8 protein-coding genes are annotated in these 22,345 nt (G+C 36.9%); 4 read left to right on the top strand and 4 right to left on the bottom strand.

Translation table 11 applies throughout. The annotated features are described in order from the left end of the window. Window positions 1–115: 115 nt before the first annotated feature. Window positions 116–3,034, bottom strand: a complete 2,919-nt coding sequence (locus ACRD62_RS08545; protein ID WP_430819721.1) for a cadherin-like beta sandwich domain-containing protein — start codon at window positions 3,032–3,034, stop codon at window positions 116–118. A 359-nt stretch (window positions 3,035–3,393) separates the two neighbouring features. On the opposite strand from ACRD62_RS08545, the gene ACRD62_RS08540 reads away from it, so the two are divergent. From ACRD62_RS08540 to lacZ, 4 genes are all read left to right on the top strand, one after another. After that, complete coding sequence (locus ACRD62_RS08540; protein WP_430819720.1) at window positions 3,394–5,550, top strand: glycoside hydrolase family 43 protein; 2,157 nt, start codon at window positions 3,394–3,396, stop codon at window positions 5,548–5,550. A gap of 35 nt (window positions 5,551–5,585) precedes the next feature. Continuing rightward, complete coding sequence (locus ACRD62_RS08535) at window positions 5,586–7,619, top strand: DUF2264 domain-containing protein (RefSeq protein ID WP_430819719.1); 2,034 nt, start codon at window positions 5,586–5,588, stop codon at window positions 7,617–7,619. 23 nt (window positions 7,620–7,642) lie between these two features. Continuing rightward, window positions 7,643–9,577, top strand: coding sequence for an alpha-L-arabinofuranosidase C-terminal domain-containing protein (locus ACRD62_RS08530; RefSeq protein WP_430819718.1), 1,935 nt, complete (start codon window positions 7,643–7,645; stop codon window positions 9,575–9,577). Window positions 9,578–9,744: 167 nt separating this feature from the next. Continuing rightward, window positions 9,745–12,864, top strand: coding sequence for a beta-galactosidase, LacZ type (gene lacZ, locus ACRD62_RS08525; protein WP_430819717.1), 3,120 nt, complete (start codon window positions 9,745–9,747; stop codon window positions 12,862–12,864). A gap of 58 nt (window positions 12,865–12,922) precedes the next feature. Here the strand turns inward: lacZ and ACRD62_RS08520 are convergent, their stop codons facing one another. The 3 genes from ACRD62_RS08520 to ACRD62_RS08510 all read right to left on the bottom strand — a co-directional run bounded on the left by ACRD62_RS08520 (window position 12,923) and on the right by ACRD62_RS08510 (window position 22,318). Continuing rightward, window positions 12,923–17,035 carry a hybrid sensor histidine kinase/response regulator transcription factor gene (locus ACRD62_RS08520; protein WP_430819716.1) on the bottom strand — a complete coding sequence of 1,371 codons (4,113 nt, stop codon included), beginning with the start codon at window positions 17,033–17,035 and terminating at the stop codon, window positions 12,923–12,925. A gap of 58 nt (window positions 17,036–17,093) precedes the next feature. Continuing rightward, window positions 17,094–19,271, bottom strand: coding sequence for a glycoside hydrolase family 3 C-terminal domain-containing protein (locus ACRD62_RS08515; protein WP_430819715.1), 2,178 nt, complete (start codon window positions 19,269–19,271; stop codon window positions 17,094–17,096). A gap of 209 nt (window positions 19,272–19,480) precedes the next feature. After that, window positions 19,481–22,318, bottom strand: a complete 2,838-nt coding sequence (locus ACRD62_RS08510; protein ID WP_430819714.1) for a glycoside hydrolase family 31 protein — start codon at window positions 22,316–22,318, stop codon at window positions 19,481–19,483. Window positions 22,319–22,345 lie beyond the last annotated feature (27 nt).

The raw sequence follows: 22,345 nt of genomic DNA, 5'->3' as shown, positions 1-22,345 counted from the left end.
TCCCCTTCAGGGGATTTAGGGGTGACATAAAATGATATTTTATTACAAATTGAAACTAACGTTGTTTTGATGTTTAGTTTTTGGACACCCTCTTTGATTAAATCTTTATTGTAAGTTATTTCTTAAATACCTTAAATAATTCACTTACTCCGTCAACTTCTACCTTAACGATATACATACCGTTTTGGTCAATTGAGATGATTTCACTTTTTGCATTTGATTTAACTTGTTTAACAAGTCCTCCTGCAAGATCATATACAGAAATAACAGATGACATTCCTTCCATTTCTACGGTAAATTCACCAGATGACACCGTAGGATACACTTTAACAGCACCTTCTTTAGCAGCCTTACCAATACCAGTAGCTACTTCAAATTCAACAGTATAAGTATTTTTAGTAACTCCGTCTGCAGCTGTCACCTCAATAGTTGCTACACCAGGGAAAGAACCAGCCTGACTAACGGATGATACAATAGCTCCTGAAACTTTTGCAGTACCTGATATTGTAGGAACTGAAGCTCCATCTTCCAAAGAAACCACATAGTTCAAATTAGCTGGATTAAAACCTTCAATAGTTAGTCCATCAACAGTTAAATCACTTAATGTTGCATCTGTAACACTGGTAGCAGGATTATATGAAAAATATCTTATTTGTGCCTCTTGTTCAGTCATTATTCCACTATAAATATTAAACTCATATACTGATCCTAACCATGTAGCGTCAGAATCGTATCCAGAATTACAGAGGTAAGCTAATTCGTTACTTAAGTTGTAGATCTTGTTATCATCTGACAAATTAGCCGTACCAACCAAACTACCTCTAATATACATTGAAATAGTTTCATTTGTCAGAACAGTTACAACATGATAAAATTCACCATTCTCGATACTCGCTCCATCAACTCCAGACTCAGCATTCCAAGGGGCTCCCTCATTAAGACATGATATTGCTGCTCTACTCTTAGTTGCAGTAAATACACCATTTACTCCGTATGTATTAATATTATCTCCAAAGAATGAAAGCATTGTATTAGTTGTTTCATTTGCCCCCGATGCAATAAAATACTCGAATGTAATGGTTGGATAAGTATTTATCGCAATTTCTGCAGCTGGAAATTCGATATAATCTCCTAACGTTTCTGTCATATAAATACCATCAGTAATATTACCACCCACAACATAACCATTAGCCGTACCGACCATATCTTCAGCTGTTCCATCAGCAAAAGTATATGAGTGCATTAAGGTAAGCGGAGTATCTTTGATATACTCTATAGTATAGATTTTTGTATATAAACCATCAGCAGTTGTTACACTGATAGTAAACATACCCGTATTTGCAGATGTAGAAACTGTTCCTGTACCTGTAATAACTGCATCATTTTCTTCCGCAGTAGCACCTATCATTACAGAGTTTGTTCCCGCAGGTAAGGTTACATGATAATCAGTTTTTGATGGACCGAAAGAAGGATATAATGATAAATCATTAACCGATAAATCAACCAAATAAGCATCACGAGGAAATACTTGATCAGCTGTTTTGAAAACCCAAACACCGCGCTCATTCGTTGGTGCCTTATTCGAATACAATGCATTACCAATAGCTGTTCCATCAGTAGCAATATATCTGTTAGCCTCTTCAGCTTTAATTACTGAAGCAATTCTAGTTTTACCAGGCTCAAATTCTTCTATAACAAAACGACAACTATCTAAATTTTCCGTCAGATTATCTCGCATCAATAAATTCCAGTAAGTTGATGATGAATGAGATAAATATTGATTATTCTTGTTTTTTATAAAATATTGATTATCAACACCACTCGCTTCAATTTGCCACAATTGTGTAGGTTCATCTTTTGCGGCTGCTTGTAATGTTACTCCTGCACCCATTACAAAGCCAGATAATTCTTGCTCAATATAAAAGTCCTGTCCGGTTCTAATTTCAGATTCAAAAACATTTACAATGTATGTATTGGTAAAACCACCTGTTTGTGATGTAACAACAATAGTTGCGGTACCAACACCATCAGTTAATGTAATTTCACCATCGCCAGCAACATTAGCACCAGACCACGTTGGAACACCTGTAACAATAACACTTGATGTACCATAAGGAACAAAAGCAGTATATTCAGTAACATTAGCATCAAAAGTTGCAGTTAATCTACCCGTTGACAATTGAATATCACTTAAATTTGGATTTACTGCACCCTGATCAACATTAATTGTAAGAATATATTCATTTTGTGTACCATCGAATGCATCAACCCAAATATACAAATCAATACCATCAGATTCTGAAGGTATCGCAACTACTCCGTTTTCATAAACAACATCTCCATCAGAGATCTGAACATTTGCACCAATACCATTTGCAACCACATCCATGGTAACTTCAGTTGTACCATAAGGAACTGTTAAAACATATTCCTGATCAGCAGTAAAATATTCAATAGTACCAATATTTGCAGTTACACTTCTTAAAGTAGCATCACTACTTGTTTGAAATTCTATAGTTTTTACCGCTACTGAATCCGGCTCACTATTAGCATTGTGTAATGTTGACCAATAGTTTAAAGCTGTAATGGCAGTATTTCTAAAGGCAGCATCACCATTGTAAACCAGTTCAGGATACTCCATAGTACCTACCTGTACATAAGTTTTGTAGGTCATATTAGCAACATCAACAGCTGTCCAAACTTTTGTAATTTCACCTGCAACTGGAATAATGGTATTAGAACTTGTAAATCCACCCCCATTTCTAATCTTAAATCCTTCATCATAAAAAGCTAGTGAGGTTGAATAATCATCCCAGACTTTAACAGTATCTTGTGACAAAACAAATGCAGCATCGAAATTTCCATCTTCATCTACATCATACAACATCAATTCAGAATACACAATATGTCTGGCTGATAAGGCAGGATTAAACAACCCAACAGTATCGGTTGTTTGTGCCGAAACTGAATTGGCTCCTATTACAAGTGCGATCAGAGCCATAAAAAGTTTAAAAAGTAAACCTATTTTTTTCATAATTCATTAATTAAATAATACTTCAAGTCAGATGTTCAAAACTAGATAAATAGCATTATTTGGATTTGCAGAAATTTGACAAGTATTTGCATTTATTTACACTGAATTCCTGTTTAAACAGATATTAAAAATATTTTTTGACAAAACAAATAACCTCACGAAAAGCTGCTATAGTTGGGCTTTGTAGAAATATTGACAACCCTGTCAAAGCCTTGTTTTAGCATTGCTTAATTTGTGATAGTAATTTCCGTTTTTATGACATTTCTTTAAATAAGCTTAAAATATCTTTGTCATTATCTGAGTCTTTTGATTCGGATAAATTCTGAATCCAAACATTAGAGTGAAATATTTTATTAAAGATGAGAATCAATTTTATCAGCCGACTATTTAAGCTTCTTTTACCCAGCTTTCTTCTTCTAAGCATATTAACTTCCTGTGGAAAAAAGGAAGAGTTTTCGGGTTACTTATTTGCTTATTTTGTTGGAAATGGTCCCGGCCAAGAGCAAATACACTATGCAGTTAGCGAGGACGGTTATAATTTCAGAGCACTAAATAACAACCACCCCGTAATTGATTCCAAAAAGATTAGTTCATCAGGTGGCGTGCGAGATCCGCATATTCTGAGGGGAGAAGATGGTAGAACATTCTATATGGTTATTACCGATTTATATGTTCCGGATATGGGCTGGAACAACAAAGCCATGATTCTTATGAAATCAACTGATTTGATCAACTGGGAATCAACCGTATTAAATATCCCCGAACTTTATCCTGAAGAATTTGGACAGGTAAACAGAGTTTGGGCTCCACAAACCATATATGACAAAGAAAAAGGAAAATATATGGTGTATTTTTCAATGAAAACCAACGGTGATCCAGACATCATTTATTATGCATATGCAAACAGTGATTTCACCGGGTTTGAGGCGGCTCCCAAACAATTATTTTTCAGCCCAACTAATAATGCCTGCATTGATGGCGACATTGTTGAAAAAGATGGTAAGTTTCATTTTTTCTTTAAATCAGAAGACGGAAAACCAGGAATCAAGCTTGCTATTTCTGATAAACTGACAGAAGGATATGTACAACAAGGTAGTCAGCGAGTGGACAAAGAAACACATAATGTAGAAGGTTCATGTGTGTTTAAATTAAATAACACCGAAGAGTGGATTTTAATGTATGATGTTTACATGCGAGGTACCTATCAATTTGCGAAGACAAGCGATCTAATCAACTTTGAAATAATTGATCATGAAATATCAATGAATTTTCACCCTCGTCATGGTACTGTTATTTCCATTACAAAATCTGAAATGGAAAGATTGGTAAGTAAATGGGGTAGTCTCACTGATCCTATCCTGGAAGCCACATCTCCCCAATTAAAACTAAACAATGTTTATGTGCAAGGTGATCAAAAGTCCATCCATCTTCCTGTATTAAATGGAGTTGACCTAAGCAATTTTGATCCTCAATTCAAATGTTTCCCCGGATTCTCAATAAGTCCGTCTGGTGCGCAAGATTTTTCAAATGGCGCTGTAACCTATACATTAAGCATCTCCGATCAGGGTTCAACACAATATACAGTTTCAGCCAATCCCGATCATAATCCTGTATTGACTGGTTATTATGCAGATCCTGAAATTCTATATGCCGAAAAAACCGGAAAATATTACATCTACCCAACCAGTGATGGTTTTTGGGGTTGGTCTGGTGACTTTTTTAAGGTTTTTTCATCAGATAACCTGGTCGACTGGAAAGAAGAAAATGTAATAATTGATCTCAAAAAAGATGTAACATGGGCTGATCGCAATGCATGGGCTCCTTGTATTGTTGAAAAGAAGATAAATGGCCAATACAAGTATTTCTACTATTTTACTGCTGCACAAAAAATAGGTGTGGCTGTTGCCGATAATCCTACCGGTCCATTTGTCGATTCAGGTGCTCCATTTATCAGTAAACACCCTAATGGAATTAATAATGGTCAGGTCATTGATCCCGATGTATTTACCGATCCGGTTACTAACAAAAGCTATTTTTACTGGGGTAATGGATATCTGGCAGGAGCCGAACTGAATGATGATATGTTATCAATCAAAGAAAATACGCTAACAATTATGACTCCAGACCGGACCTTCCGCGAAGGTGCTTATGTAAGTTACCGTAATGGAACGTATTATTTTATGTGGAGCGAAGATGATACAAGAAGTCCAAATTACAGGGTGCGCTATGCAACTTCTAAATCACCTTTGGGCAAGCTTACTATACCAGAAGATAATATTGTGATTGAGAAAAATCCTGAACTTGGAATTTATGGAACAGGTCATAACTCCGTATTACAGATTCCGGATACAGACAATTGGTTTCTTGTGTATCACCGCTTTACCCGTCCAAAAGGAATTAACATGGGTCGTTCTGCTGGTTTTCATCGCGAAACATGTATCGATCAACTTTCTTTTGATGAGGATGGAAAAATAATACCCGTTAAACCTACTGTTGAAGGAATTCAACCAATATAATCGCAACCTTATTATTGGTAAAACAATTTTAAAATATGATTACAAAAAAAAAAGCTTTAACCACTTTATTAATTGTTCTAAGCATCACAATTACAGGTAATGCTCAAAACATTCAATCAAAAGCAGATAAAAAAAACACCTTTGAGTTAGAAAACGCAAATTTTAATATAAGCCCATATACGGGCATGACAAGGCAGCATTGGTTCGATGCTGCTTTGTATTTGTTGGAAGGAGCATTTAGTTACATTGAAGAGTTCGAAGATCCCATGAAATTCCCGAAACAACCCGGGAAAAGTTATCCTCATGATGAAGGTCGGGTACCAACCGAAAAACTGGAAGGACTTTGTCGAACACTTTTTATAGCTGCTCCACTGCTAAGGGAAAATCCTGACCTTACCATAAATAACATCAATGTTGGTGAATACTACCGTTATCAGATCAAACAACTGATCAACCCTGATAGTCCATCATACATTGTTCACCGCTCAAAGAATGGTGGTCCGAGTCAAAACCTGGTTGAATATGGAGCTTTGGCAATTTCTCTATTCATAGTTCCTGAAGTTATTTGGGAGCCATTCAGTCAGGAAGATAAAGATGCCCTAGCAGCTTCAATGTTGAGTTACGGCGATGGACCAACAGTTGATTCAAACTGGAAATTCTTCAACATTTTTGTTTTGAGCTTTTTTAAAGATCAAGGGTATGATGTAAACGAAGAATTATTGGAAAAATACCTTGCCCGCTCATTAACTCATTACCGCAGCGACGGCTGGTATAACGACAGTCCTGCATACGACTACTACAGCATGTGGGCATTTCAGTTGTATGGTGTTCTGTGGTCCGAGGTATTTGGTAACAAATATTATCCCGAATATGCTGAGAAGTTTCTTACTAATTTCAAGGATTTATATAATACTTACCCCTACATGTTTGCCAAAGATGGTTCAATGATGATGTATGGGCGATCTATCTCTTATCGTATGGGATCGATTGCACCTTTCCCATTTATGGGCAAATATGGCAACGACAACGTTAATCTGGGATGGCTGAGAATGATTTCGTCACGTACTATTTTGCAGTTCATTCAGCATCCAGAATTTATGAAAGACAATGTGCCAACACTTGGTTTCTATGGTGCCTTTGAACCGGCTGTGCAGGTTTACAGTTGCAGAGGAAGTGTTTATTGGATGGGTAAAGCCTTTCTTTCATTGCTTTTACCTGCTGATGATCCATTTTGGACAGCCAAAGAAAATCAGGGACCTTGGGAGACCTACAGTAATGACAAAGTCTATAATTACTATGCATCTTCTCCTGAGCTTCTCATAACTGATTATCCTGAATCAGGAGCATCTGAAATAAGAGCATGGTGTCATGAAAAAGTAAAAGATGATTGGCAAAAATTTCGTTCCACCGAAAATTATAACCGATTATCGTATAACAGCATATTCCCCTGGCAAGCCGATGGAGAGAATGGTGAAGTGGCAATGAACTATGCTTTTTTAAATCAAAAAAACGAATGGGAAGTATTCCGCCTTTATACATTCAAAAAATTTGAAGATGACATCTACTATCGTGATGCTGTTTTGGAAACAGATGAACAAATAAAAATGAATCTGGCTGAAATAACCCTGCCAAACGGCATTTTAAGGGTTGATAGAAATATAACAGCCAAAGATGTTGAGATGCGACTAGGACATTATGCACTTCCTCAGTTTGACAAAGAAATTACAACAACTGTTAAGAAAGCCGGAAAATACAAAGCCACCATTATTGATAACGGTAAATATCAATTGGCAATGATACCTGTTTTAGGATGGAATAATGTTGAAGTACTTAAAACAGAAGGTTTACATCCTGAAAGCTCCAGAAGTGTTGTTATGAATGCAACCTACAAACATAAGGCTGATGATAATGAGGAATTACAAATCACCTTGATGTTGTGGAAAGAATCCGGTAAAAAATGGAAGACGAAAGAACTGAACCCGATCAAATCAATGGAATTTAATGACAATAACAAAAGTATTATCTTAAAACTCCATAATGGAAATGTAAAAACTATTCAGTTTGACTAACAAATAAAACATCCAACTTAAAAATGAAACAATCCATAAGTTTAATCTTAGCATTTGTATTTACCCTTTCTTTATCTGCACAGATTAAGATGACGGTTAATGCAAAACAGGTGGGAGCCGAAATTCAACCTGACATGTACGGTGTTTTCTTCGAGGACATCAATTTTGGAGCCGATGGCGGAATCTATGCCGAATTAATAAAAAACCGATCATTCGAGTTCGAACATCCTTTTGTTGGATGGACACCCTTTGGTGATGTGGTTATAAAATCGACTGATCCTTGTTTCGACAAAAACCCTAATTATGTGCGTATATCAGGGAAAGGTTTGAGAACTTTCTCTGGTCTTGAAAACACAGGTTTCAAAGGGATCGGAATAAAAAAAGATGCTGAATACAGGCTTTCATTCTATGCCCGGGCTGAAGAAGGTAAGACGATTAAGTTAAAACTGGAGATTGTTAATTCAAACAATGATCCGATCGCTGTAAAAAACATAGATATCTCAGGAGCTGAGTGGTCAAATCATACAACGACTTTGACAGCTAATTCAACAGATGCACATTGTAAATTTCGATTAATGGTCGAGAATTGGGGCTACATCGAAATGGATCACATTTCCCTATTCCCGGTTGATACCTGGAAAGGCCGGGAGAATGGTTTACGGAAAGATCTTGTTCAGGCTTTATATGATTTAACTCCGGGTGTTTTCCGCTTTCCGGGTGGATGTATCGTTGAAGGTAACACTGTTGAAAGTCGCTATCAGTGGAAAAACAGTGTTGGTCCGGTTGAAAACCGTCCGTTGAATATTAACCGTTGGAATTATACTTTCAAACACAAATTCTTTCCAGATTATTACCAAACATACGGTTTGGGTTTTTACGAATATTTCCTTCTTAGTGAAGATTTAGGTGCAGAACCTCTACCTGTGCTCAATTGTGGTTTGGCGTGCCAGTACGAAAGCAAGGAGTTGGTGGCTTTGGAAGATCTGGAACCATATATTCAGGATGCATTGGATTTAATTGAATTTGCCAATGGCAATACTTCTACCAAATGGGGTAAACTAAGAGCTGAAATGGGCCATCCGGCACCTTTTAATTTAAAATATTTAGCCATTGGAAATGAGCAGTGGGGTGAAATATATGTAGAGCGTTTACAACGTTTTATTGATGTCCTTGGTAAAAAACACCCTGAAATTGAACTCATAGGATCATCCGGACCTCAGCCTGATGGCAAGGACTTTGAATACCTGTGGCCCAAAATGAAAAAGCTTAATGTTGCATTGGTAGATGAGCATTATTATCGCAGTCCTGAATGGTTTTTGAAGAATGCCGGACGTTACGATTCATATGACAGAAACGGACCAAAGGTTTTTGCAGGTGAATATGCAGCACATCCGCAAAACAGGGCAAATAACTTTGAAGGAGCTATTGCCGAAGCTGCTTTTATGACCGGTTTGGAAAGAAATGCTGATGTTGTAAAACTGGCAACCTATGCCCCATTATTTGCACATATTGAAGCATGGCAATGGCGCCCCGATATGATTTGGTTTGATAATCTTGAATGTGTTCGCACTCCCAACTACTTTGTGCAGCAAATGTATGGAACTCATTCAGGAACAAATATTCTATCAATTAGTGCTGACAACCTTGATTTAAAAGGACAGGATGGTATTTATGCCAGTTCTGCGATTGATAAAAACAAAACGGAAGTAATAGTAAAGGTTGTTAACACAAACGCAGAATCAAAAGAACTAACTCTTTCTGTTGAAGGTTTAAAAAAAGGATTAAAATCAAATCTTGCACAAATAACAATGTTACAATCCAACGATCTGCAAGTAGAGAATACACTGGATAATCCTTTAAATATTATTCCTCAAAATTTCACAGAAACAGTTACTGGAAACACCATGAAATTAAAACTGGCAAAAAATTCATTCTATGTAATCCGGTTTAAATATTAATTAGCACAATATGGTCAAATAAAGGTGTGAATTAACCAACCTTGAAAAATTGACATCTTTATTTGAATAACTAACATTATGCCGCTATGAGCTTTTATAATTTTATTGTATTAGTTATAAAGTAATGAATCAACTAATTCTTTAATCATATTAATATCAATATTTTAATGAAGAAAATAGTATTATTATCACTCCTGAGCCTGGCGCTTTGTAACCCGACATCTGCTCAGGACATTGATTGGGAAAATCCGGCTGTCTTTGGTATTAACAAAGAGGCCCCAAGAGCAACCGCTTTTCCATATCCTGATCTGAATCAGGCTCTCAAAGGAAACCCTCAAGAATCTCCATTCTATTTATCACTTAATGGTCAATGGAAATTCAACTGGGTTTATAAACCTGACGAGAGACCTGTTGATTTCTACAAAACGGATTATGATGTAAGCAAATGGGATGATATTAAGGTTCCGGGCAACTGGGAATTACAAGGTTATGGTACACCTATTTACACCAACATTAAATACCCATTCCCCAAAAACCCACCTTTTATCGATCATAAACACAATCCGGTAGGTTCGTACAGAAGAACATTTGACTTGCCTGCTGACTGGAATGGACGTGAAGTTTATTTGCACTTTGCTGCAGGTACTTCTGCTATGTACATTTGGGTAAATGGTCAAAAAGTTGGTTATAGTCAGGTAACAAAAAGTCCGGCTGAATTTAATATTACGCCTTACCTTCAAAAGGGCAATAATATGATTGCCATTGAAGTGTATCGCTGGTCAGATGGATCATACATCGAAGATCAGGACTTCTGGCGATTATCGGGCTTTGACCGGGGCATTTGTTTATACACCACTCAGCAAACCCGTATTCAGGATATTTTTGCGAAAGGCGGATTAGATAAAAACTACACCAATGGTTTATTGGATGTAACGATTGATATTAAGAATCTGGCTAAGAAAGGATCAAAAAATAAAGTATGCGTTACCTTATTTGATGCTAATAAGAACTCCGTTTACACAGAAACAAAAGACCTTACAGTTACAGTTGATAAATTAACAACTAACACTGTTGAGTTTAGCAAAACTATTGCCAAACCATTACAATGGAGTGCCGAAAGTCCTAACCTTTATAAACTGGTGGTTGAGTTAAAAAACTCTAAAGGTCAGACTATCGAAGCGACTTCGTCTAATATTGGTTTCCGTACTGTTGAAATTAAAGACAGTCAGTTGATGGTTAATGGCAAATATGTATTGGTTAAAGGAGTTAACCTGCATGAACACCATCAAACGAAGGGACATCATATCGACAGAGCAACCATGTTGAAGGATATTGAAGTGATGAAACAACATAACATCAATGCAGTCCGCACCAGTCATTATCCTCACAGCACCGAGTGGATTGAACTTTGTGATGAGTATGGCTTGTATCTGGTTGATGAATGTAACATCGAAACACATGACATGGGTGCTACATTCCAAAACTGGTTTGATAAATCAAAACACCCGGCCTATTTACCCGAGTGGCATGCTGCACATATGGATCGCATTCACCGTTTGGTTGAACGCGATAAAAACCATCCATCTGTAATTATCTGGAGCATGGGTAATGAGTGTGGTAACGGACAGGTATTTTTTGATGCTTATGAATGGATGAAAAAACGTGATAACACCCGTCCTGTGCAGTTTGAACAAGCTGGTCAGGAAAAGAACACTGATATCGTTTGTCCGATGTACCCTGGAATGGGTTCGATGCATGAATATGCCAATAAAGAAAATCCGGGACGTCCTTTTATCATGTGCGAATATTCGCATGCCATGGGTAACAGTAATGGTAACTTCAAAGAATATTGGGATCTGATTCGCTCAAAACCACACATGCAAGGTGGATTCATCTGGGACTGGGTTGATCAGGGCATACTTACCAAGGATGACAAAGGTGAAGAATTCTGGGCTTATGGTGGCGATCTTGGCGGTGAAAAATACACCCATGATGAAAACTTCTGTTTGAATGGAGTAGTAAATCCCGACAGAACACCTCACCCTGGATTATTTGAGGTAAAAAAAGTATATCAGAATATCTTGTTTGAGAATGTTGATGTTAATCATGGAAGAATTAAAATCACTAACGAATTCTCATTTACATCATTAAAAGATTATTTGTTTACCTGGGAGTTGATTCGTAATGGTAAAGTAATAGAATCCGGAAATTTCAAAGCTGATGTACCTGCATTGGATTTTAATATAATTGACTTTGAATTACCCGAAATCAATTACGAAGATGGTGCAGAGTACTATCTTAACATTTATGCTATTACTACAAAAGATGCTCCTTTTATTCCGGCAGGTCATGAAGCTGCTGCCGAACAGTTTAAGTTATCCAAAAACGAATATGTACCACAGGCAAAAGCATGTGAAGGAAAAGTTCAGGTGACTGAAAACTCTTCCAACTTCGTAATTAACACAGGTAAAGTTCAAACTATTATCAGTAAATCAACAGGATTATTAAGCAGTTACACCATTGATGGTAAAGAATTGATTAATAATGCGCTTACTCCAAACTTCTGGAGAGCACCAGTTGATAATGACTTTGGAAATCAAATGCAAAATCATTCTGAAGTTTGGAAAGATGCTGGCTCAAAAGCCAAACTGGTATCCATTAAAAAGCAGAAAGGAAATGATGCTGTAATAACTGCTCAATTGGCATTAAATGGAATCGAAGCAATGTATACACTAACATATAAGCTTGATGCTTCAGGTTCGGTTAAAGTTGATGTAGCTTACAAAACAGATGCTGAAAAAATTGCTGAAATGCCACGTTTTGGTATGATGATGAATTTACCTAAAGAGTTTGATAATTTCTGTTATTACGGTCGCGGACCATGGGAGAATTATTCTGATAGAAACACATCCTCATTTGTTGGATTGTATCATTCAAAAGTTGAAGATCAGTATTTTGCCTATATACGTCCACAGGAAAATGGAAATAAAACAGACGTTCGCTGGTTAAAACTAACCAATAATGATGGTATTGGAATAAAAGTAACAGGCATGGTTCCATTAAGTGCCAGTGCCTTACCATTCAGTCCATCTGATATTGATCCGGGAAAATCTAAAATGCAACGTCATACAGTTGATGTACCGGCATTCTCAAGTGTTTATCTTTCTCTTGATCTGGTTCAGCGTGGTGTTGGTGGTGATAACAGTTGGGGGGCCCTACCTCATAACCAATATAGATTGCTTGATAAAGAATACAACTATTCTTATATAATATCTCCGGTATGGTAGATAACTAAGTAAAGAAAAGATGAGGCGATTGAGAATTAAAAATCAATCGCCTTTATTTTTACTTATTGTTCTTCTCTTTAATATATGCAGTTGGTAACATACCATATTCTTCTTTGAAGTATTTACTAAAGTATCTGGGACTGTTAAATCCAACTTCATAGGCAATTTCAGCAACTGTTAACTGACTTTTCTCTAATAATTGCGCCCCTCTTTTCAGCCTGATGATACGAATAAATTCAACCGGACTTTTACCCGTTATTGCCATCAGTTTTTTATAAAGATATACACGGCTCATACCTAATTCTCTACTGAGATCTTCCACTGAAAATCTAGCTTCCGAAATATTCTTTTCTACACAAGAAATTGCTTTTTTAATCAGCTTTTCATCCAGGGAAGTAATTTCAACTACTGATGGTGAAATATCTATATTCTTTTGAAAATGGTCTTGTACTTTTAGTTGCTTCTCAACCAGATTTTGAATGCGTAACAATAAAAGATCCATATTAAAAGGCTTCGTGATATAATCATCAGCTCCAATTTCAAGACCTTTTATTTTATCTTCATCAGCTGTTCGGGCTGTTAATAAAATTAAAGGAATGTGGGATGTACGTGCATCATTCTTCAATTTCTTGCACATTTCCAAACCATCCATTCGAGGCATCATCACATCACTAATGATCAAATCAGGCACCAATTTAAATACCAACTCGTATCCTTCAACACCATCAGCTGCTTCATGTACCTCATAGGTATCCATAAGCGTATCACGCATAAATGATCTGAAATCGAAATTATCTTCAATCAATAACACAACAGGTTTACCCTTAACCCTTTTATCTTTTGATGGTTTTTCAATCGTTTCTTTCGATTGAGTTTCAACTTTAACTTCTTTCTCTTCGGTAATCTGTTCTTCTGGAACTGGAATATTTACAATGAATTCGGCTCCTTTATTGGGTATCGATTCTACCTTTATTGAACCATTATGCAATTCAATCATCTCCTTCACAAGATTCAATCCGATACCACTGCCCGAATAACCTAAAGCACTACTATTGCTGGATTGATAGAAACGTTCAAAGATCTTTTCATGATCAGATTTTTCAATTCCAACACCTGTATCTTTTACCCTAATCTGAATTTCTCCCTGTTTGTTTTCGTTAGCATTTATGCGGTCAATCGTTACCAATACTTCCCCACCTTTAGGAGTGAATTTTAAGGCATTGGAAATTAAATTCATCATCACCTTATTCAGTTTTTCATGATCAAAACGAAAGAAAAACTGGTTAATATTGGAATTAAATGAGAATTGAACACCAGCCTTTTGGAATGAATCAGTGAAGTTATTACACACACCACTTAAGAAATTAACGATGTCACCATAAGAAGGATTGAATCTCAACCCGTGCAGATCCAGCTTTCTAAAGTCAAGTAACTGATTCACCAAATTCAAAAGCTCGTTCGTGTTTCTCTGAATGGTTTCCAACAGGTTACGTTCAGATGGAGCCTTATCCATTTTCAGCAGCTTCTCCAATGGTGTTAAAATCAGAGTAAGAGGAGTTCGGAATTCGTGACTCACATTGGTAAGAAATCTTAGCTTCATTTCATCCATTTCATGATGCTTCTGAGCAAGAATCCGATCATTCTCCATCTGCAGCTTCATACGTTCTTTCTTAAGCATCGAGTACCTGATGTAAATCAAAATACCAGAAATGAAAATGAAATAGATTACGAAGGCCAGATTAGAAGCATAAAATGGTGGTAATACTGTCAATTTTATGGTTGAAGGAGTTTCATTCCAGAAACCATCGTTATTACAGGCCATTACTTTAAACTCATAATCTCCTCCGTTTAAATTGGTATAAGTCACTTTTGAATTAGCGCTGGAAGTTTCATTCCAATCCTGATCAAAACCTTCGAGCATGTATTTAAACTTAACCTTTTTAGGATTAAAATAACTCAAACCAGCAAATTCGATGGAGAACACATTCATCGAATGCTTCAATGTTATGTGCTCAGTCTCTGTTATCGATTTAGTAAGCAAAACCTTACCATTGATTTTCTCCCCCACCTTAACAGGCTTATTAAACACCTGCAATTCAGTAAAAACAACATTAGGAAGTATTTTATTATACTTCATATTTTTGGGTTTAAATAGATTAAACCCATTAGGACCTCCAAAAATCAATTCATCGTCTGATGTTCTTAAACTTGCATTTACATTGAATTCCTGCCCTTGTAAACCATCATCTTCGGTGTAATTGGTAATCATGAATTCATACTCACTGGCAGAAGCAATTGCTTTAGGTATAATCTGAGAAACACCTGATGATTTACTAACCCAGATAGCCTGAAATTCATCTTCAAGAATACAATTAATAATTCCAGTCGGTAATCCATCTTCCCGGTCAAACGTTTTTATATAGTCGTTATAGGGATCAAACATGGTAAGCCCTTCACGAGTAGCAATCCATATCCAACCACGACTATCTTCAAATACATCGTTTACATTGTTATTACTAATTGATATTGGTGAATCCTTTATTGCGTTGGGATGGTAACGATATCTTTTTTCTTTCATATCGTAAAACACTACACCCAAGGCAGTACCAAAAACCAGATTACCAGTATTCATTTTGCATATCTGACTAACAAATGTTGAAGGTAGCTGCACATTTCCAAGGTTAGTTACCTCTTCTAAACGATTTGTTTTTTTATCAAAAATATTAACACCACCACCCAAAGTTGCAATCCACAATCGTTGCTGATCATCTTCAACGATATCCCAAATATTATTGCTGGTTAAAGAGTTATGAGACCCTTTTTTAACTTTATAAGTCTTAAAATTTTTGCCATCAAAAGAGTTTAAACCACCCGTGTAAGTTCCAATCCACAATATCCCATCAGTGTCGATAAACAATCCAACAACAACATTATTACTTATTGAGTTTGAATTGCCCGGATCATGGATATAACTCTTGTATGTATTATTCTTACGGTCGAAATAAACTAAACCACCACCATTGGTTCCAATCCACAAATTGCCCTGGGCATCTTCAGCAAAACAGTTCACATCGTTGTATGGCAACCCATTATCCTGATGACTCGAGCTATGATAATGAGTAAACTTAAATATACTTTCGTGATAATAACAGATTCCGTTTTTAAAAGTACCGACCCAAATAAGGTTATTGCTATCTATAAAAATATCTGTTATCGTATTTTGAGATATACTTGTTGGATTGTCTTTTTGATATGACAATGTTTGTATATCATGCGAATATTTATTGAGAATATCGATTCCTCCATGATCAGTTCCAACCCAGATCAAACCTTTATCATCCTGAACAATTCTTCTTATAATATTACTGGATAATTTCATGGTTGGATGATCCATGGTAAAATGATCCCAATTCTGATTTTTAGAATTAAAATAGTTGATTCCTAGATTATTGCCATACACATAAAAATCTCCGTCCTTATCAACGAATAAATTTGGCGCATTTTCTTCTTCGGCATATTGCTCCAATAAAGCATCATGCGAACGGATTAACCGGTGACTCTTATCATCATACGTTTCAATCAATCCATTTACGTATAACAGATAATATTTTCCATCTTTGTGTATCAATTGCTGTTGAAAGCCATTTTTATTATCCGTTTGAAAAGGATCGACTAGCTGATGAGCAACCGTGTCAAGCAAAAAATATTTTCCTCTTGAAGCAGAACGATACCAAATCTCTTTATTCTGATCGATATAAACACGTTCAATTTGTTCAAGTATTCCTTTGGGTTGCAGATATTCTCTTACATCATTCCGGAAATGGTTGGTAAGTGGATTGTAAACTGACATTTCCCAGCGTGTCTCAATCCAAAGCATCCCTTCTTTATCTTCCTGAATGCTTGTAATATAATTATCCCGAATCGTAGTCGAATCGTTTCGGTCGTGAGAAAAATTAACAAAATGGTTTCCATCAAAACGACTCAGACCGGAAGTTGTCCCAATCCAGATGAAACCTTTAGAATCTTCAAATAAACACGTAACCTGATTATTTACCAGCCCATCACGGGCGCTTAGTCTAAGAAAGGAATATTGAGTTGATGCAACCGCCGATGAAAAATTAAAGACAAGCAGTAGAAGAGATAAAATCAGAATACGTGAGATCAATTTCATTCAATATATTTTTAAAAAGGACTATACCAATCAGTTTGATTAGCATAGTCCTGCACTCTTATTCAACAGAAATCTTAATTTTCTTTTTAATTTGATCAGATGCCGTTCCAACATAGACAATATACTGACCTTTTTCAAGCTCCCAACCTCCTTTTTCAGTGCAATAATAAGCTAAATCATCAATATCTATTGAGATATTAACGGTTTGTTTGTCATTAGCCACAACCTGAACTTTATCAAAACCTTTCAATTCTTTAATTGCTCTGTCTACTTTGGATTTTACCTTACCAACATAAACCTGTACAACTTCAGCTCCGTCAAGGCTACCTACATTTGCTACATCACAGCTAACTTTCATTGTCTGCCCTGCAGAGTAAGTACTTTTATCTGTTTTGATATTATTCAATTCAAAATTACTATATGATAAACCATGCCCGAAAGCAAATAATGGTTTAATCTTTTTTGTATCGTGCCAACGGTATCCAACCAAAATACCTTCTTTGTAATATTGATCAATACTATCACCCGGATACGATAATTCGCCATAGTAATGAGCCGGATTATCATTTAGCTTAGCAGGGAAAGAAAATGGCAATTTACCTGAAGGATTTACATCTCCACTTAACACATCTGCAATGGCATAACCGGCATCACTACCCAGATACCATGTCTGAATCATAGCCTTCACATCCTTTAGCCAGGGCATTGCAACCGCGTTACCACTTACCATCACCATTCCAACATTTGGATTAACAGCAATAATATCCTTTAACAATGCATTCTGATTAAAAGGCAATTCGAAAGTTAAACGATCACCACCTTCGCAATCCTGATGATGATTTTTATTCAAGCCTCCTACAAACAAGACAATATCAGCTTTTTTGGCTGTTTCAATGGCTGCTGCATATAAACTATCCTGATTAATGTGAGGAGGAATAACACGTCCGTAAGCCGAAGGACCAGATGAATATCCCATTGAATGAAGAATGGTTGCCTTAGTAAAACGCAGCTTGATTCCTTCTAATGGCGAAATTTCGTATTGCGCTTTCAACTCAGATGAGCCACCACCGATTGTCATCATTTTGGTGGCATTCTCTCCGATAACAGCAATCGTCATTTCTTTTTCAGGATTAATCGGGAAGAAGTTATTCTCATTCTTCATTAAAACAATCCCCTCAGTTGCCACCTTGCGTGCAACCTCATGGTGTTCTTTGTTATTGATTCGTCCTAATCCCCGTTCCATATTCATATTCGTTCGGAACATTAAACGAAGAATTCGACGTACTTTATCATCCACAACAGATTCTTCAATCTCACCACTCTTCAACATTTCGTAAAATGGATTGGCCAAAAAGTAATTATCATAGGCAAAATTGGCCGAAAAAGTCAAACCATTGGTCCATGTTCCCATTTCAATGTCCAACCCATTGTAGGCCGCTTCTTTTGTGTCATGAGCACTTCCCCAGTCAGTTACTAAAACACCATCAAATCCCCAATCGCCTTTAAGTATCTTATTCACCAAAATTTCATGATGACTGGCATGTTGACCATTGTATTTGTTATAAGCACCCATAACCGACCAAACATGACCTTTGGTTACTGCTGCTTTAAAAGCTGGTAAATAAATTTCGTGCAATGTTCTGTCATCCACATTTACGTTTATGTGCCCTCTCCATTCTTCCTGATTATTGAGAGCATAATGCTTAACACATGCAGCCACACCGTTCTCCTGCACCCCTTGAACATATGGTACAACCATTATGGAAGCCAGATAAGGATCTTCACCCATGTACTCGAAGTTACGGCCATTTAATGGTGTACGATAGATATTTACACCGGGACCTAACAATATGTCTTTTCTACGGTAACGTGCTTCCTCTCCTACAGCTACACCATATTGATGAGCCAGATCAGGATTAAAAGTTGAAGCCAGACATGTTAATGCCGGGAAAGCTGTAATCGAATCATTTGTCCAGCCAGCATATCCCCAATTATCCCAATTGATCTCACCACGAACTCCATGTGGTCCATCAGACATCCAGATTTCAGGAATTCCCAATCGAGGTACACCTGGAGAACTAAACTTTGATTGTGCATGACACATATCGACTTTCTCTTTTAAAGTCAACTGTTTAATAATATCATCAATCTTCTTCTCAACATCCTGTTGGCTCTGCTGCGCTGAGATAATCTGAGTTACCAGCACCAACATCACCATTAAAAAAGTCTTTTTCATTTAGTTGTAATTAGCAATATTCTTAAGGTTTATTTCTTTGGAATTGATCATTAGGTTTCAATTCGTATTGTATCTCCAAAATTCTTTGATCTGCAATTTAGCAATTCTGTTTTGCGAATAATAATCTGAAGCTGTCAAGATTTACTTTTAAAAAATTAAAAATCCCGACAACCATCCGATTGCCGGGACTTATATTTTCCCGGGTTCAATTATTGTATCTGAACCTTGACTTCTTCTCCATTATAGTCGACTACCTGTCCTTTAGTAATTTGAGCAGCATCAATGCCCATTGCATTCTCTTTGGATACAAATACAACATTGAACTGACGATCTTTTAACATACCCTCAAATTCTCCTTTTTGAGATCCGATAGTAAGTGTATTATCTGCCTCACTATATGTAAAAGGAGTCTGTGTATATTTTCCTTTTTCGTAATCATAAGTTGTTCCTTCATCTTCGTATAAGGTAAAAGATCCATCAGCACCCGTATAAACAACCAAAGTAATTAGATCTGCAACTTTTTGTGTTGTATACTCAATCTCCGGTCCCAATGGAAGTATAGAACCAGCTTTTACATACATTGGCATTTTCTCATATGGAGCATCAGCAGTGAATTTAACACCTGCTTCCAACCATTTACCGGTATACAAATCGTACCAACCAGCTGTTTTTGGCAAATAAACTTCGCGTGTACGAGCTTTGTATTCATAAACCGGACAAACCATTAGGGATGGACCGAACATATACTGATCTCCAATATTGTAAACATTTTTATCAGCAGTGAAATCCATTGCTAAACCACGCATCATGGTATAATCATCAAAATGAGTCATACCGGCCAAAGTATAGATATATGGCATTAAGCGATAGCGTAATTTATTGTAATAAACCATTGATTTGTAAGCCGGATGTTTCTCCGGAGCAATATTCCATACCTCGCGGAACGGATACTGTCCATGAACACGAAAAAGAGGTACAAAAGCACCAAACTGATACCAGCGGGCATTTAATTCTCTCCACTCTTCCCTGTCTTCACTGCCTTCTTTGGCAACTTCGTAACGTTTTTCAACACAGAAACCACCGATATCCATTGTCCAATAAGGAAGACCAGACAGAGCAAAGTTGATACCTGCAGAAATCTGAGCTTTCATATCTTCCCATACAGTTCCGATGTCTCCACTCCAGGTTACAGCACCATATCGTTGTAATCCGGCAAACCCGGACCGTGTAAGAATAAACACACGTTTATCATTATCAACTTCGCGTTGACCTTCGTAAATACCTTTTGCATTCATCAAAGCATACGCATTGAAATATTCAGTTGAAGGCCCCAATGCTGTAGGATTCATTAAATCTTTGCGATACTCGATACTTGCATTAGATAAAATATCCGGTTCTGAAGCATCCATCCACCATGCATCAAAACCTTTGGTATATAATTTTTCGTGTATCTGATCCCAGAACAACTTACGTGCGCCTTCAGCATATGCATCGTAGAATGAACCGATATAACCCTGTCCAATCCAGTCGCGCACACTATCCTCAACAGCACGGGTATACATCCATCCTTTTTCATCGAATTGTTTGTAATGATCTGTGATATGATAGAATTTAGGCCATACAGAAATCATTACATGAGCATTTTGTTCATGAATCTGATCATTCATAGCCTGAGCATCAGGGAAACGGGCCAAATCAAAATCATGACTTCCCCATTCTTTCTCAGGCCAGTACGACCAGTCAACTACAATATTATCTAAAGGAATCTTACGTTCTCTGAACTCAGCCAATACATCCAGCAACTCATCCTGTGTTTTATAGCGCTCGCGACTCTGCCAGAATCCCATAGACCATTTTGGCATCACCTGTGCCTTACCTGTTATGGTTCTATACTGACTGATTACCTCATCCATTGAAGAACCAGTCATCATAAAGTAGCGGATTTCCTGCCCCATTTCCGAGAAGAAAGAAAGATCATTCTTAGCTTCTTCACTACGAGGAGATAACGTTTTCAGGCCAATGTAAGATACACCTCCATCGGGTAACCACTCTAACTTGATGTGTTTTTTCACCCCTTTTTCCATGGCTACGTGAAACTTTGCAACTGATGGATTCCAGGCTGTACGCCATTTATCGAATTGTAACTCACCATCAACCCAAAGTTTGGTATAACCGGCATAGTAGCACAGAAAATCATAAACCCCGTTTTCATCACCTTCGAAATAACCTTCCCACGTAATTTTTGCATGGGCAAAATTAAAACCTTCCGGAAACTTGTTGATGGTTGTCAGATTCTCGTAATCAATTGTTTCTTCTGTTCTTACCAGGAATTCGTGACTTTTGTTTAGATCATCAATATAGGTTGCCGTTAAACCACCTTCTTTACCATCTTTATTATATAATTTCAGGCTATTAATATTACTATATGGTCTCGAATCTCCAAAGCGTGTAAGTGAGTAATTATCCCACAGAACCCCATAATTTTTCGTAGAAACAACAAAAGGAATAGACACTTTGGTGTTATACTGAAACAGTTCTTCATTTTTCCCTTTATAGTTCATCTCATCAGCCTGATGCTGACCTAAACCATACAAAGCCTCGTCTTCAGGAGAGTCGAAGACCTGAGAAAGTTCAAAGCCATCTGTTCCATCAACATTAATATTATTAAATACACGTTGGTCAGCTTTCTCTTTTATGATTAACTCTTCATTAGCATCATAAAAAGAAACTTCGCCAGTTGATAAGGATACCTTAGCTGTAGCTTCACTTGTTTTGATTACTACTATTTGATTTTCCTCGGAAACAGTAAACTTTGGAGATTCCTTCATTGGAACCTTAACCAGACTTTTTTCTTCTGATAATTCAGAAGCAGCAGTAGTTCTCACTTCAAAAGTCTGATCGCTTACTGGTTGTACACGAACCACTTTGGCTCCATTTGCGGTTGGGTTTGACGGATAAACCGTGACACCACCCGAATCTTCTTTCCAATTCTGACCACAAGCCATCATAACGACAGCAAGTAGGATCATAACAAATTGTTTATTCATTTTATATGTTATTTTATTCAACTAATA

The organism is Carboxylicivirga caseinilyticus (assembly GCF_050589785.1).
Classification (GTDB): domain Bacteria; phylum Bacteroidota; class Bacteroidia; order Bacteroidales; family Marinilabiliaceae; genus Carboxylicivirga; species Carboxylicivirga caseinilyticus.
The sequence above is the reverse complement of the archived record's forward strand: the minus strand, read 5'-3'. Positions and strand labels throughout refer to the sequence as shown.

Bases quoted from the DNA above. Each gene is read 5' to 3' on its own strand.
- ACRD62_RS08520 (WP_430819716.1), bottom strand. From the start codon at position 17,035: ATGAAATTGATCTCACGTATTCTGATTTTATCTCTTCTACTGCTTGTC.
- ACRD62_RS08540 (WP_430819720.1), top strand. From the start codon at position 3,394: ATGAGAATCAATTTTATCAGCCGACTATTTAAGCTTCTTTTACCCAGC.
- ACRD62_RS08545 (WP_430819721.1), bottom strand. From the start codon at position 3,034: ATGAAAAAAATAGGTTTACTTTTTAAACTTTTTATGGCTCTGATCGCA.
- ACRD62_RS08510 (WP_430819714.1), bottom strand. From the start codon at position 22,318: ATGAATAAACAATTTGTTATGATCCTACTTGCTGTCGTTATGATGGCT.
- lacZ (WP_430819717.1), top strand. From the start codon at position 9,745: ATGAAGAAAATAGTATTATTATCACTCCTGAGCCTGGCGCTTTGTAAC.
- ACRD62_RS08530 (WP_430819718.1), top strand. From the start codon at position 7,643: ATGAAACAATCCATAAGTTTAATCTTAGCATTTGTATTTACCCTTTCT.
- ACRD62_RS08515 (WP_430819715.1), bottom strand. From the start codon at position 19,271: ATGAAAAAGACTTTTTTAATGGTGATGTTGGTGCTGGTAACTCAGATT.
- ACRD62_RS08535 (WP_430819719.1), top strand. From the start codon at position 5,586: ATGATTACAAAAAAAAAAGCTTTAACCACTTTATTAATTGTTCTAAGC.